We start from the raw sequence: 14,564 nt of genomic DNA, 5'->3' as shown, positions 1-14,564 counted from the left end.
CTGTGCGGTGGAAGGAGGCGGTACGGGACAGCGGAGTGCGCGAGGCGGTGGGTGGTCGGTGCGGGTCGTGACGTGGAACCTGTGGTGGCGGTTCGGGCCCTGGCAGGAACGGCAGAAGGCGATCCTCGCCGTCCTGCGGGAACTGCGCCCGGACGTCGTCGGGTTGCAGGAGGTGTGGCAGCAGGGCGGCGAGAACCTGGCCGAGTGGCTCGCCGGGGAGCTGGGCCTGCACTGGGCGTGGGGGTCGTACGGCGACCCGGAGGCGTGGCAGCGGCGGATCGGGGACCCGGGCGTCGGGATCGGCAACGCCGTGCTGAGCCGGTGGCCCGTACGGGAGCAGGCGGCCATCGGGTTGCCCACGGGGGCGAACGGCAGCGGAAGGGGCGCCCTGTACGCGCTGCTGGACGCGCCGGCGGCGCCCGTACCGTTCTTCACCGCCCACCTCAGCTCCGCCACCGACGCCTCGGCGCTGCGCTGCCGCCAGGTCACCGCGCTCGTCGAGTTCGTCGCCCGGCACCGGGGCGAGGGCCCGTTCCCGCCCGTCGTCACCGGGGACTTCAACGCCTGGCCCGACTCCGACGAGGTCCGCCTCCTCGGCGGCTACCGGACCGCCCCCGCCGTACCGGGCCAGGTCTTCTTCGACGCCTGGGAGTACGCCGACCCCGGTGCCCCCTCGGCCACCTGGGACACGGCCAACCCGTACGTCGCCCCCACCTTCGGCCCCCGCGTCCGCGTCGACTACATCCACGTCGCCCCGCCGGGCCGCGACGGCCTCGGCCACGTACGGGCCGTGCGGCGGGCGGGCGACGCCCCCATCGACGGCGTCTGGCCCTCCGACCACGCGGCCGTCGTGGCCGACCTGGGAGCGGAGACGCCCGCCACCTGAACCGCCCCGAGGCTCCGCCGCCCGCTGCCCTACGGCTTGCGGCCCAACCCCCCGTGCTGGCCGATCGGCTGCGGGGTGTCCGCGTCCTCGTCCGGGTGCCACAGCGGTACCGAGACGATGCCGGGCTCGACCAGGTCCAGACCCTCGAAGTAGCCCTCGATCTGGTCGACGGGGCGCAGGAAGTACGGGACGGCGCCCGTCTCGTTGTAGGCGTCCTGGGCCCGCTCGTAGTCCGGGTCGGTGCCGCGGGAGCCGTCGTTGATGTTGAGGAAGCTGCCGGAGGGGAGCCCGGCGAGGAGACGGCGGACGATGTCGCGGGCCTGGTCGTAGTCGCCGACGTGGCCCAGGATGCCGCTGAGGATCAGGGCGGTGGGCTTCGACAGGTCCAGCGTCCGCGCGGCCGCCTCCAGGATCCTCTCCGGCTCGTAGAGGCTGGCGTCGACGTATGCCGTGGCCCCCTCCGGCGCCGAGTACAGCAGCGCGCGGGCGTGGGCGAGGACCGTCGGGTCGTTGTCGACGTAGACGATCCGCGCGTCCGGGGCGCTGCGCTGGGCGACCTGGTGGGTGTTGTCGGCGGTGGGCAGCCCCGTGCCGACGTCCAGGAACTGCCGCACGCCCTCGACCTCCACCAGGTACCGGATGCTGCGCCGCAGATACGCCCGGCTGCTGCGGGCGATCGTCACGATGCCGGGGAACGCGTCCGCGTACGCGTCGCCCGCCTCCTCGTCCACCGGGTAGTTGTCCTTGCCGCCCAGCCAGTAGTTCCAGATCCGGGCCGAGGCGGGCACCGAAGTGTCGACCTTCTCCTTCGCCTCGGGTTCGGGCGTGGTCGCGTGATCGGTCATGGGCGCCGTTCTCCTCCACCGAGCAGGTGCGTCACACCTGCGGACGCACGGGTTGTGTCGAGCCAAACCTAAGGCCCAACACGACTGTTCCGTACGAGGGTTCCCCCTACCTGTCCGCTGCCGCTACCGCCGCCCGAGGAAGATCGGGTTCGTGAACGCCGCCATCGGGCCCGGGAAGCCGGGGACCACCGGGGGGTGACGGACCTCCGCGCGGACGTACGCCGCGTACGAGGCGGTCGTCCGCCACTGTGCCGAGCCGGTGCCGGAGTCCGGGATCGCGGGGGAGGTGAACAGGACGCCCTGGTCGGTGACGAAGCGGATGAGGCAACCGGGGGCGCCCGTGGCCTCCAGACGGACGGTCACCGGAGTGTCGCGGTCCACCTTCAGCCGCTCGCCGATCCCGGCGTGCTCGCCGCGCGCGCCCGACGCCGTGAACGCCACCGACACGTCCTTCGACTCGGCGACGTACGACCGTCCGGCCCGCAGACCGTCCTGGATGGCGTCCCTGGTCAGGTCGTCGGCGAGGACGACCGTCTGGGGACGGCCCACCGGGTCGGGGTCGCGGTGGGCGTCGCTGTTGCCCATCGCCGGGATCCAGCCACGGCCCTCCCGCACGGACGCCACGAGCATGCCGTCCCAGTCGGCGAGGGCGACCTCGTCCTCCGGCGAGTAGCCGCCGTTCCACACCTCCACGACGTCCGCCTCGCCGAAGCCGAACTTCCAGTTGCAGCCGACGCAGGTGGCGTGCGGATGGGCCGGGACGACCAGGCCCCCGGCGCGGCGGATCTGCCGGGCGAACGCGCCGAAGCGGTTGTCGCGGGCCCGGTAGCGCCAGTCGACGAACGTGCCCGGGTCCATGCCGAGCGCGACCACGTGGCCGTTGCGGGTGGTGACCTCCTCGCCCAGCAGGATCAGCAGGTCGTCACCCGCGTGCTCGGCCCAATGGGCGTGCGCGGAATGCGTGTTGTGCTCGGAGCTGTTGATGAAGTCGAGCCCGGCGGCCCGCGCCAGCGCCGCGATCTCGGCGGGCGTACGGCGGCCGTCGGAGTACCAGGAGTGCAGGTGGCAGTCGCCCCGGTACCAGGCCCGGCCCCGGCCCCCGGCCCGCTCCGGCGGGTACGCCGGCTTCACGCGTTCGCCGGGCGGCCCGTACGTCAGGGTGATCGTGATCTCGTACGGCAGTCCCTGCGGCGCCACCGTGTACGGGCCCAGCGCGATGTGCCAGGTGCCGGGGCGGACCGGGCCCGGGATGTAACCGGGGGTCGCCTCGTCCGCGCGGATGAAGAACTCGGTGCGCGCACCGCCCGACCAGCCGCGGAAGCCCTTGCCGCCGAGGTCGGTGCCGCGTTCGTCGAAGACGCCGATGTCGAGCGCGTTGCCGGCCGTGCCCGCGGGGACGGCCGGCCGGTCGTAGCTGTACACGACCTTCAACTCCCTGACCCCGGCCGGTACTTCGACCGGCAGATACACGAAGTCGGGGGAGCCGGTGGGAAGGGTGCCCCGGATGGTCCGGGTCTCCTGGTCGCCGTCCGCGGCCGCGCCGCTGCTGCCGAAGGTCACGCTTCCCAACGTAAGCGCGGCCGCCGCCGACGTCACGAACAGCGCGCGCCTTCCGAGCCCCTTTCCGCCGCCGTCCCTGTCGCTCGCGTCGCCCTGGTGGTCGTCGCACACCTGCTGCTCCCCGGGTGGTCGTGTGAGGTGGCGTGGATGGTGCGGTGGTGGTGCGGGACACCTTCGTATGCGGTGGTGAACCGCGGGACAAGGGAAGGGGTCGGCGGCTTTCGAGTTGGCCGAGTCACGACGGTCGCGCCGCGCGTCCGATGGCCTGATCCTTATGCCGACCAGTCGGTATGGACAAGCGGGGCGCGCAACGGTAGAGATGAGCCATGCGCATCGCCGTGACGATCTTCCTCACCGACGAGACGATCACTCCGACCAGGCTCGCCCGTGAGCTGGAGCAACGCGGTTTCGCGGGGCTCTACCTCCCCGAGCACACCCACATCCCCGTCGAGCGGACCACGCCGTACCCGGCGGGCGGTGACCTGCCGCGTGAGTACGGCCGCACGCTGGACCCGTTCGTCGCGCTCGGCCAGGCCGCCGCCGTCACCGAGCGGCTCGGGCTCGGCACCGGCATCACGCTCGTCGCCCAGCACGACCCGATCGACCTCGCGAAGCAGATCGCGACCGTCGACCACCTCTCCGGTGGCCGCCTCACCCTCGGGCTCGGCTACGGCTGGAACGTGGAGGAAGCCGCCGACCACGGCGTCGAGTGGCGCACCCGGCGCGACCTCGTCCGCGACCGCATGGCGCTGATGCGGGCGCTGTGGTCGGAGGAACCGACAGCGTACGAGGGGCGGTTCGGGAGCGTCCGGGCGAGCCTCGCGTACCCGAAGCCGGCGCAGAAGGCGCGGGGCCCGGTGGTGGGGCCGCGCACGCTCATCGGCGGCGCGGCCGGGCCCAAGCTGTTCGCCCACATCTGCGAGTACGCGGACGGATGGCTGCCGATCGGCGGGCGGGGGCTGAGCGAGGCCCTGCCGGCCCTGCGGGGGGCGTGGGCCGACGCGGGAAGGGACCCGGAGGCGCTGCAGGTCGTGCCGTACGCGGTCCAGCCGAGCGCGGGGAAGCTGGCGTACTACGCGGAGCTGGGCATCGAGGAGGCGGTGGTGCAACTGCCTCCGGCGGGGGAGGGGGAGGTGCTGGCGTTGCTGGACCAGTACGCGGGGTTCGTGGGGTAGGCGGCGCCGCGTCTGCCGGGTGGGGCGGTCGGCCGGCTGCGGGCCCGCCGTGGTTGGTCGCGCAGTTCCCCGCGCCCCTGAGAAGCGGCCGGGGCTGCGCCCCGTGCTTCTCAGCCGAAGGGCCGGGCTGTGCTGCCCGGCCCTTCGGTGGCGCGGGTGACCGCCATCAGTCCAGGGTCGTGGTCACTTCCCCGCCGGTTCCACCCGGACCGTGACCGTCGAGCCGTCCTTGGCCTCCTTGACGATCTGGATCTTGGTGTTGGTGTCGGTGATCCTGACGCCGCCCGTGGGGTTGCTCTTGTCGTAGTAGGTGTGGGTGCGGTCGTTGAAGACCGACACTCCCTTCTTCGAGGTGACCTTCAGCGTGACCTTCTTGCCCCAGTGCAGCGTGAAGGCGTCCGTGCGGCCCAGGGTGAACGTCGAGTCGTGCGTCTGGTGGTCGTTGCCGGCCAGCTCGCCGTCGGACCACTTCAGGGCCTTCGGGTGGGCGTCGACGGGCAGCAGCAGGCCGACACCGGGGTGCTGGCTGGTGTTGTTGTCCTGCTGCGAGGTGTCCCACTTCCAGATCAGCAGCCCGTTCTGGTACGGGTAGCGCTCCACCCATTCGGAGCTCGTGGAGTTGATCGCGAGCTTGAGCGCCTGGTCGTACGACACGTACTGGCGGTTCTCGGCGATGTAGTACTGCTCGTGCTCCGTGGTGTAGGAGCCGCCGAAGCGGGAGAAGCCGGCCGCCGTCCAGGCGGGGTCGGCGGTCTCGGCGTCGTCCGAGAAGAGGGGCGTGCCGTCGGCCGTGACGGTGATCCGGTCGGCCACGAAGCCCTTCTGGGCCACGTACTGGTCGGTCTGGTAGCGGAAGCGCAGCTCGATCTTCCGGCCCGCGTAGGCGTCCAGGGAGTACGACAGCTTCTTGAAGGCGTCGGTGGTGCCGTCCAGGGCGGGCTTGCCGCCGCCGTCACGGCTGATCGGCTGCCCGTCGGCGGTGCCGTCGACCGCTGTCCAGGTGGTGCCGCCGTCGGTCGAGACCTCGGTGTAGAGGAAGTCGTACTCCTTCTCGATGTCCCACCAGCCGTCGAGCGTCAGCGCCGCGGAGGTCCGTCCGGTGAGGTCCACGGAACGGGTCAGTGTGTTGGACAGGCTGTTCGCGCTGCCGCTCCACCACTCCCGCGTGCCGTCCACGGGCTTGACGACGTCGACCTCCACCCGCTTCTTGGGCAGTTCGACCACCAGGGCCTGCTTGTCCTTGGTGTTGTACTCGGCGACGCCCAGCGTGTGCGTGGACTTCTTCCCGGCCTTGGCCCGGTCGTAGTTCAGCCAGCCGAGCTGGAGCTTGTCCCAGGCGGTCATGTCACCGGGCAGGTCGCCGATCTCGGTCTTGCTCCGGCCGAGCCAGGAGCCGCCCGACATGAGGGTCCAGGCGCCGGTGGAATTGGTGCCCTTGCCGGTGGTGTCGTAGTGGTCCGGCAGACCGAGGTCGTGGCCGTACTCGTGGGCGAAGACGCCGAGGCCGCCGTTCTCCGGCATGATCGTGTAGTCGCCGACCCAGATGCCGGTGTCGCCGATCGGGGCGCCGCCGCGCTTGTTGCCCTCGGGGCCGGTCTTGTCCCAGTCGTCGTTGAAGGCGTACCAGCGGTGGGACCAGATGGCGTCCTCGCCCTGCGGTCCGCCACCGGCCTCCTCGCCCTCACCGGCGTGGACGAGCTGGAAGTGGTCGATGTAGCCGTCGGGCTCGTTGAAGTCGCCGTCGCCGTCGAAGTCGCCGCGGTCCCAGGTGTCGAAGCTCGCCAGCTCCGTCTTGATCTGGGCGTCCGTGCGTCCGGCCGCCTTCCGCTGCTCGGCCCAGGCGGTGACGCCGTCCGCGACGACCTGCCAGGCGCAGGTGTCGGGCTGGCACTTGTTGGAGCCGTAACGGGCCTCGTTGTAGGGGACCTTGACCCAGTCCGAGACCTTGCCCTCGACCGAGTAGCGGCCCGAGGACTGCTTCTCGTAGTACTTCTTCATCGACTCGGTCTTCTTGCCCGTGCCGAAGAGCAGCTGCTCGTAGTGCTTGCGGTCGTAGTCGGCCCGCCAGGCCGTCGTGTTGTTCTTCTTGCGGTCCGGCTTGGCGATCTTGTTGTGCAGGGGGCCGGGCGTGCCGCCGTAGCGGTCGTCGGTCTTGTCGCCGAACTCGACGAGGACCGTGAAGATCCGGTCGGTCTTCTCGCGCCCCAGCTCGACGTACTTGGGGTCGCCCTTCCTGCTCTTGAGCTGAACGACCTTGGAGCCGTCACGGTTCTTGACCGTGGCGTCGCCGGCTATGAGCTGCTTGAGGGCCTCCTCGCGCTGGGCGGCCTGCGTCCTGCTCAGCGGGCTTTCGAAGTCGTGCTCGTGCGCGGCGTGGGCGTCTGCCGGGTGGCCGTGCTCCGTTGCCGCGGGGGGCGTGTGGGCCGCGGCGGTCTGCGGGGTGATGACGGTGAACGTCGTGAACGTCGCCGCGGCGGTGGTGAGGACCACACCGGTCGCCGCCGCCCTGAACGTCCAGGGTTTGCTGCTCACTTGTGGGGGGTTCCTTCCTGAACGCGGTCAGTGGTGACCCGCGTGATGGTTCAAGTGAACGTATTTGACATGTAGTTGAGGAAAAATGAAAGTTCAAGATCGCCTATGGCACGAGTAACTTCGGTTTTTGGTGCGGTTGTTGGCGGAATCCCGCACGTGGTGTTCACCGATCCCTCAGGAAAGGTGCACGGGAGGGGCAGGATCGGACGCCGGATACCGGCCGGTAATGCCGAGCGGTATTACTGGGCGGTAATCACCGCGGATCAATTACCGGGCGTGATTCACCGGGTCGCCCGACCCTTCAGGGGTGCGGGGAACCGCGCGGCCGGCCCCGCCCACCCGCGGTCGCCGACGAGACCCGCACCCCCGAGTCACGAGGCGCCCCATGGCCACCCGACCCGTCGCTCGTATGCTCGACCAATGACGACTTCCGCCAGCCAGGCCAGCCAGGGAACCGGCCCCACCCAGAACTCCATGCGGCGCGCCCTGAAACGTGCCCGCGACGGCGTGGCGCTGGACGTGGCCGAGGCGGCCGTGCTGTTGCAGGCGCGCGGCGCGGATCTGGAGGACCTCGCCGCGTCGGCGGGCCGCGTGCGGGACGCGGGGCTCGCGGAGGCCGGACGGCCCGGCGTCATCACGTACTCCAAGAGCGTGTTCATCCCGCTCACCCGGCTCTGCCGGGACAAATGCCACTACTGCACCTTCGTCACCGTGCCCGGCAAGCTGCGCCGCGCCGGCCACGGGATGTTCATGTCGCCCGACGAGGTCCTCGACGTGGCCCGCAAGGGTGCCGCCCTCGGCTGCAAGGAAGCCCTGATCACCCTCGGCGACAAGCCCGAGGACCGCTGGCCCGAGGCGCGTGAGTGGCTCGACGCGCACGGCTACGACGACACCATCGCCTACGTCCGCGCGATCTCCATCCGCATCCTGGAGGAGACCGGGCTGCTGCCCCACCTCAACCCCGGCGTCATGAGCTGGACCGACTTCCAGCGGCTCAAGCCGGTCGCCCCCTCGATGGGCATGATGCTGGAGACCACCGCGACCCGCCTGTGGTCCGAGCCGAGCGGCCCCCACCACGGCTCCCCCGACAAGGAGCCCGCCGTACGGCTGCGGGTGCTGGAGGACGCCGGGCGCTCGTCCGTGCCGTTCACCTCCGGCATCCTCCTCGGCATCGGCGAGACCTATGAGGAGCGCGCCGAGTCCCTCTTCGCGCTGCGCAAGGTCTCCCGCGCCTACCACGGCATCCAGGAACTGATCATCCAGAACTTCCGCGCCAAGCCCGACACCGCGATGCGCGGCATGCCGGACGCGGAACTCGACGAGCTGGTGGCCGCCGTCGCCGTGGCCCGGCTCATCATGGGTCCCTCGGGCTGCATCCAGGCCCCGCCGAACCTCGTCGACAGCGAGTACGAGCGCCTCATCGCCGCCGGGATCGACGACTGGGGCGGGGTGTCGCCCCTCACCATCGACCATGTGAACCCCGAGCGACCCTGGCCGCAGATCGAGGAGCTCGCCGAACGCTCCCGCGCCGCCGGGTTCGAGCTGCGGGAACGGCTCTGCGTGTACCCGGAGTTCGTGACCCGCGGCGAGCCCTGGCTGGACCCCCGGCTCCTCCCGCACGTCCGCGCGCTCGCCGACCCGGAGACCGGCCTCGCCCTCCCGGACGCCGTCGTCGAGGGACACCCGTGGCAGGAGCCCGAGGAGGTCTTCGTCGCCGCCGGGCGCACCGATCTGCACACCGCCATCGACACCGAGGGCCGTACCGGCGACCGCCGCGACGACTTCGACTCCGTCTACGGCGACTGGGGCGCCCTGCGCGAGGCCGCCGCGCCCGGTATGGCACCCGAGCGCATCGACACCGACGTACGGGACGCGCTGCGCACGGCCGCAGACGACCCGACCCGGCTCAGCGACGACGAGGCCCTCGCCCTGCTGCACGCGGACGGCGCCGCGCTCGACGCGCTGTGCCGCGTCGCGGACGACGTCCGCAGGTCGGCGGTCGGCGACGACGTCACGTACATCGTCACGAGGAACATCAACTTCACCAACGTCTGCTACACCGGCTGCCGTTTCTGCGCCTTCGCGCAGCGGCGCACCGACGCCGACGCGTACACCCTGTCGCTGGAGCAGGTCGCCGACCGGGCCGCGCAGGCGTGGGACGTGGGCGCCGTCGAGGTCTGCATGCAGGGCGGCATCCACCCCGACCTGCCGGGCACGGCGTACTTCGACATCGCGCGGGCGGTGAAGGAGCGGGTGCCGGGGATGCACGTCCACGCGTTCTCGCCCATGGAGGTCGTGAACGGCGCCACCCGCACCGGGATGTCGGTCCGGGAGTGGCTGACGGCCGCGAAGGAGGCCGGCCTGGACTCCATCCCCGGCACGGCGGCCGAGATCCTCGACGACGAGGTCCGCTGGGTCCTCACCAAGGGCAAGCTGCCCACGGCCACCTGGATCGAGGTGGTGACCACCGCTCACGAGCTGGGCATCCGCTCCACCTCGACGATGATGTACGGCCATGTCGACCAGCCCCGGCACTGGCTCGGCCATCTGCGCACCCTCGCCGGCATCCAGCAGCGCACCGGCGGCTTCACCGAGTTCGTGACCCTGCCGTTCATCCACACCAACGCGCCGGTCTACCTCGCCGGCATCGCCCGCCCCGGCCCGACCATGCGCGACAACCGCGCGGTCACCGCCATGGCCCGCCTCCTCCTCCACCCGTGGATCCCCAACATCCAGACCAGTTGGGTGAAGCTCGGCACCGAGGGCGCCGCCGAGATGCTCCGCTCCGGCGCCAACGACGTCGGCGGCACCCTCATGGAGGAGACGATCTCCCGCATGGCGGGCTCCTCGTACGGCTCGTACAAGTCCGTGCAGGACCTCGTCGCCGTCGCCGAAGCCGCGGGCCGTCCGGCACGGCCGCGCACCACCCTGTACGGCCCCGTACCGGAGGAGCGGCAGCGCGCGGCCGCCGCCTCCGACGGGCATCTGCCGGAGCTGCTGCCCGTCGTGGACTGAAAACCCTTACTGCCCAGTCCGTCACCCCTGTTAGCTTTCTCCGGCTCGTGCGATCCACGAGCCCAAGACTCACTGGGGAGGGGACAGTTGGGGATGTCACGGAGATCCGGCGGCCGGGGGCTGCTGGCGGTGGGGTGCTCGGTGGCGGCGCTCGTCGCCGCGCTGCCCGGCGTCGCGCACGCGGCGGCCGGCACGCCGCCGAAGCAGCCGCTGGTGGCGGATCTGACGACCGGGAGCAAGGCGTGTGCCTCGGGGGACGCCAAGGCGTACGTTGCGGAGTCGCCGCCGCTGGTCAGCGCGGTGCTGAACGACACCGACGGCGGCCGTGTCGCTGGCGAGTTCGAGGTCTGGTGGACGGACCGTGACGGCGACGAGCAGCGCCGCACCGCCACGACCACCCAGAAGCTCTCGGGCAGCCCGTTCACCTTCCGACTGCCGTGGGACGACATCCCGGCCGACACCGTCGTCTCCTGGCACGTGCGAGCCGACGACGGCACGGCGAAGTCGCCCTGGAGCTCCGAGGGCGAGGGCTCGGTCTGCCAGTTCGCGTACGACGACACGAACCCGGAGAAGGCCGCGGTCACCTCGCCCGAGTACCCGGAGGACGTCCTCTGGGTCGACGGCGTCGGCATGTACGGCCACTTCACCATGGACTCGCCCTCGGACGACGTCGTGGCCTACCGCTACGGCTTCCTCGGCGGCCCCTACGGCACCGTGCGGCCCGACGAGCCGGGCGGGGCCGTGACCATCCCCTACCTGCCGCTCCGCTCGGGACCGAACGCACTGGAGGTCCGCGCCCTCGACCGCGCCGGGCGCAGCAGCGGCGAGACGTCGTACCGCTTCTTCGTGAAGTCCGGCCGCGCCCCCGTCGCCCACTGGAACCTCGCCGACCCGGAGGGCTCGACGACCGCCGCCGCGGAGGGCGGCACCGCCGCCGAGGCGGGCAGCGGGGTCACCTTCGGCGGCGCGGCACCCTCCGGTACGGGCCTCGCCTCGGCGGCGGTCCTGGACGGCAGCAGCCACGGCTATCTCACCCCGGGCGGCCCGGCCGTCGCCGACCCCCGCAAGACGTTCGCGGTCAGCGGCTGGGCGCGGCCCGCGCAGACCGACCGGACCATGACCGTCGCCGCCCAGGACGCCGGCGACGACTCGGCCTTCGCGCTCGGCCTCGACGCGCGCGGGGAGCGGCCGGTGTGGTCGTTCACCGTGGGCGGCGGCCGGGTGACCGGCGGCGCGCCGGAGACCGGGGAGTGGGCGCACCTGCTGGGCGTGTACGACGCCGAGACCGGCGAGGCCCAGCTGTACGTCAACGGCCGGGCCGTCGGCGCCAAGGCGAAGGCGGAGCCCGGCGCGGCCACCGGTCACTTCCAGATCGGGCGGGCCCGTGACGGCCGGGGCCAGCACGACCGCTGGCACGGCGGGCTCGCCGGCATCCGGGTCCACGACCGGGTCGTCGTGCCCACCGAGGCCGCTGAACTGGCGCACCGCAAGCCGCGCTCCCTCGGACACTGGTCGCTGGAGAACGCGACGGACGGGGCGAGCCCCGAGCAGGACGGCGGTACGCCGCTGAAGCTGGGCACGGGCGCCGCGATCCACCGTGGCCCTGACGGCTCCTGCGTCCCGGACCTCGACCCGGACTGCCCGGCGGTACCGGACGCGCTCGTGGGCGAGGGCCACCTCACCCTGGACGGCGAGACGGGCCACGCGGCCACCCCGGGCCCCGTCCTCGACACCTCGGACAGCTTCTCGATCGGTGTCGTCGTACGTCTGGCGGACGCGGAGCCGTCCCACCCGATGACCGTGCTGTCCCAGGGCGGCACGCACACCGACGCGTTCAGGGTGCGCTACGAGCCGTCGGAGCACGCCTGGCAGCTGGTGATGCCCGTGGCCGACGAGGAGGGCGCGGCCGAGGTCGTGGTCGCCCAGGCTGCCATGGCCGACGGCGGCGAGGGCCTGGGGCAGCGGCTCGCGGTCGTCTACGACGACGCCACCGACCGGATCAGGCTCTACCTCGACGGAACGACCAACGCCGAGGCCACCGCGGACCTCCCGAACGGATGGGAGAGCTCCGGCCCTCTCCAGGTCGGCCGCGCCCACACCGGCGACGGCTGGGGCGAGTACCTGCGCGGCGACGTCGACGAGGTCCACGCCTTCGCCGGCGCCCTCGACGACGGTGACGTCCGCCAACTGGGCCGGGGCGTCGAGCCCTGCCTCTGCTGAACGGCGCCCTGACAGCCGTGACCCCCGCCGGTCCGTACGGTCCGTACGACGGCGGGGGTCCCGTGCGTCCGGGGCCTAACCCTTCGCCGGTTCGTCCTGCGGCAGGCAGGTGACCAGCAGGACCACACCGCTCAGCAGGAACACGCGCAGGGCCGCGTCGAGGCCGTTCCAGCTCTTGGACTGCCACATCACGAACCACTCGCCGCCTATCGCCATGAAGCCGGCGCCGAAGAGGAGCAGGACCATGAGCAGCCCGAGGGTGCTGTAGCGGCGGGCGGTGTGGAACGCGCGGGAACGCAGGCCGGTGGCCCAGAAGTACGTGGCCGCCACGAGGAGCAGCGCGGCGACCGTCTCCCAGACGATGATGGCGACGTACGCCGTGTCCTGAAGCCCCTTCGACGTGATCGCCCGCCACATGAGGTCCTCGTCCTTGAACGTGGTGTCCATGGCGAGAACATGCCGTACGAACTGCTGGTTGGTGCCGAAGTCGGTGATGTTGCTGAAGGCGACGAGCGCCATGTAGAGGGCGACGGTGCCGACGAGGAGCGTCGAGGCGAGGGGGAGAAGGGACGAACGAGGTCTCAGATCAGCGGACATGGATCAACTATGTCCCGCGTGATCCGATCAACCCCAGGTGATTTTCGGCGCGTTGGGCCGAAATCAGTGGCCGCCGACTGGCCGGAAAAGTGCGCCCCACCCCGGCCGTGCGGGGTGGGGCGGGACGGAACGGGACGGGACTGGGCCTACTTGGCGAAGGCGCTGCCGAGGAGCGCGCCCTGCTCCGGGGCCTTCAGGGTCGAGGGCCCGAACGAGGTGATGTTGTTCGTGGTCAGGCCCGCCTTGGAGCCGCGGAACAGCCACACCGCACCGGAGTTCTTGTACGTGCCGTCCTCCGTGGGCGCGGCGACGGCGAGGTCGGCGCGGTCGTTGGCGTTGACGTCGAGCAGGGCGACGGCCTCGCCGAACCGGTCACGGGCCTCGGAGACCCCGGGCACCCCGGAGTCGGACTGGTCGAAGGCCTGGGCGCCGGTGCCGGTGAGCCCGGAGGCACCGCCCTTCAGCAGGACCACCGAACCGGCGTCGCGGACGGACCCGATGTCCTCGCCGGGCACGCCGACCGCGATGTCCGGGTAACCGTCGCCCGTCACGTCCCCGGCGGCCAGCGAGGCGCCGAACTGGTCGCCGTAGTCGCTGTGGTCGCCGCCCCGGAGTCCGGCCTCGGAGACGCCGGGCACGCCCGCCGTGTTCTGCGTGATCTTCGTGACCCGGGTGCTCGGTCCGTCCGGGCCGCCGTAGACGACCCGGACGTTGCCCGCGTCGTACATCTCCATCTCGGAGACGGCGTCGACCTGCCGTCCGACATAGTCGCCGTAGCCGTCCATGTTCACGTCGGCGACGACACCGCCGAGGGTGGGGGAGCCGGTTGACCTGGCGTGCTCGGTGTCGATGCCGGTCGCGGTGCCCGGCCACCAGAGGGTCGGGTACGAGCGCTCCTCGAAGCCGTGGGTGGTGACGAGGTCGTCCTTGCCGTCGCCGTTCATGTCGCCGGCGATGACGTCCCAGGTCGGCCGCTTCTCGTTCTCCGGGAAGACGTTGGTGCCCGCGGGGGCGCCGTCCCGGGTGAACGGACCCAGGCGGACCTGGAGGACGCCGCCGCTGCCGAGGGCGATGTCGTCCTGGCCGTCGCCGTTGAAGTCGCCGCCGGCCAGCTTGACGACCCTGCCGCTGAGCGCGGTGGCGGATGCCAGACCGCTCGCGGAGCCCCACAGGATGGCGGCACCCTCGTCGGCGCCGACCACGAGGTCGGTGTAGCCGTCCCCGTCGAGGTCGCGGGCGGCGGTGGCCTGGCCGAAGTGGGCCTGCGAGGGCTCGCCGGGCACCCACGGCAGGGCCCGCGAGACGGTCAGCGGGTGCGCGGTGTCGGCGCCGGCCGAGGAGCCGTACACGACGGCGACGTAGCCCGCGGACCGGACGCCGGAGACGGTGGCCTCGGGGGCGGTGGTCGCGAGGTCGGCGAAACCGTCGCCGTTGAAGTCGACGACCGGCGGCTTCGGGACCGCGGCGGCCGGGACGGCCGTGACGAGCGGAGCGGCCAGCAGCGCGGCGGCGACGGCCGCGCAGCCCGCGATCGTACGGCCGCGCGCACGACGGGCGGCGCCGGGGGTCGGACGACGGCTGGTGCGAAGAGGCACGGATTCTCCAGGAGTTGGATCAGGGGTTGCCGGTGGTTCACATCCGATCGTCTGACCGTCGGGGGTGCGCGATGGTTGCTTTGCGCGTGCGGAACGTGCTCGTGGAGACCCCTGAGCCGACCATTCCCGTTCGATTACA

Annotated in this window: 9 protein-coding genes; 4 read left to right on the top strand and 5 right to left on the bottom strand. The window is 71.8% G+C overall.

What is annotated here, in order from left to right; all coding sequences use genetic code 11:
* Positions 1 to 58: 58 nt before the first annotated feature.
* Entirely contained in the window at positions 59 to 886 is an 828-nt protein-coding gene (locus tag ACZ4Z3_RS33250) for an endonuclease/exonuclease/phosphatase family protein (RefSeq protein ID WP_468504522.1), read from the top strand.
* Between the two features lie 29 nt (positions 887 to 915).
* On the opposite strand, the gene ACZ4Z3_RS33245 is transcribed toward ACZ4Z3_RS33250, so the two are convergent.
* Both ACZ4Z3_RS33245 and ACZ4Z3_RS33240 read right to left on the bottom strand, forming a co-directional pair.
* A complete protein-coding gene (locus ACZ4Z3_RS33245) occupies positions 916 to 1,731 on the bottom strand; it encodes an SAM-dependent methyltransferase (RefSeq protein ID WP_468504521.1) in 816 nt (271 codons plus the stop codon).
* Between the two features lie 123 nt (positions 1,732 to 1,854).
* A complete protein-coding gene (locus ACZ4Z3_RS33240) occupies positions 1,855 to 3,402 on the bottom strand; it encodes a CehA/McbA family metallohydrolase (RefSeq protein WP_468504520.1) in 1,548 nt (515 codons plus the stop codon).
* Positions 3,403 to 3,617: 215 nt separating this feature from the next.
* On the opposite strand from ACZ4Z3_RS33240, the gene ACZ4Z3_RS33235 reads away from it, so the two are divergent.
* Entirely contained in the window at positions 3,618 to 4,466 is an 849-nt protein-coding gene (locus ACZ4Z3_RS33235) for an LLM class F420-dependent oxidoreductase (protein ID WP_468504519.1), read from the top strand.
* 183 nt (positions 4,467 to 4,649) lie between these two features.
* Here the strand turns inward: ACZ4Z3_RS33235 and ACZ4Z3_RS33230 are convergent, their stop codons facing one another.
* Positions 4,650 to 6,998 (bottom strand): immune inhibitor A domain-containing protein, encoded by a 2,349-nt coding sequence (locus ACZ4Z3_RS33230; protein ID WP_468504518.1) that lies wholly within the window; start codon positions 6,996 to 6,998, stop codon positions 4,650 to 4,652.
* Between the two features lie 420 nt (positions 6,999 to 7,418).
* Here ACZ4Z3_RS33230 and ACZ4Z3_RS33225 point away from each other — a divergent pair, with 420 nt between their 5' ends.
* Positions 7,419 to 10,013: a bifunctional FO biosynthesis protein CofGH gene (locus ACZ4Z3_RS33225; protein ID WP_468504517.1), complete on the top strand. Its 2,595-nt coding sequence runs from the start codon at positions 7,419 to 7,421 to the stop codon at positions 10,011 to 10,013.
* Positions 10,014 to 10,106: 93 nt separating this feature from the next.
* A complete protein-coding gene (locus tag ACZ4Z3_RS33220; RefSeq protein ID WP_468504516.1) occupies positions 10,107 to 12,233 on the top strand; it encodes a LamG domain-containing protein in 2,127 nt (708 codons plus the stop codon).
* A 75-nt stretch (positions 12,234 to 12,308) separates the two neighbouring features.
* Here the strand turns inward: ACZ4Z3_RS33220 and ACZ4Z3_RS33215 are convergent, their stop codons facing one another.
* On the bottom strand, positions 12,309 to 12,830 hold the full coding sequence (locus ACZ4Z3_RS33215) for a DUF2165 domain-containing protein (protein ID WP_468504515.1): 522 nt from the start codon (positions 12,828 to 12,830) through the stop codon (positions 12,309 to 12,311).
* Positions 12,831 to 12,976: 146 nt separating this feature from the next.
* The gene (locus ACZ4Z3_RS33210; protein ID WP_468504514.1) at positions 12,977 to 14,425 is read right to left on the bottom strand and encodes an FG-GAP-like repeat-containing protein; all 1,449 of its coding nucleotides are present in this window, start codon (positions 14,423 to 14,425) and stop codon (positions 12,977 to 12,979) included.
* Positions 14,426 to 14,564 lie beyond the last annotated feature (139 nt).

It is taken from the genome of Streptomyces sp. NPDC030296, from assembly GCF_055572815.1.
This window is presented reverse-complemented; position numbering and strand designations above follow the sequence as displayed.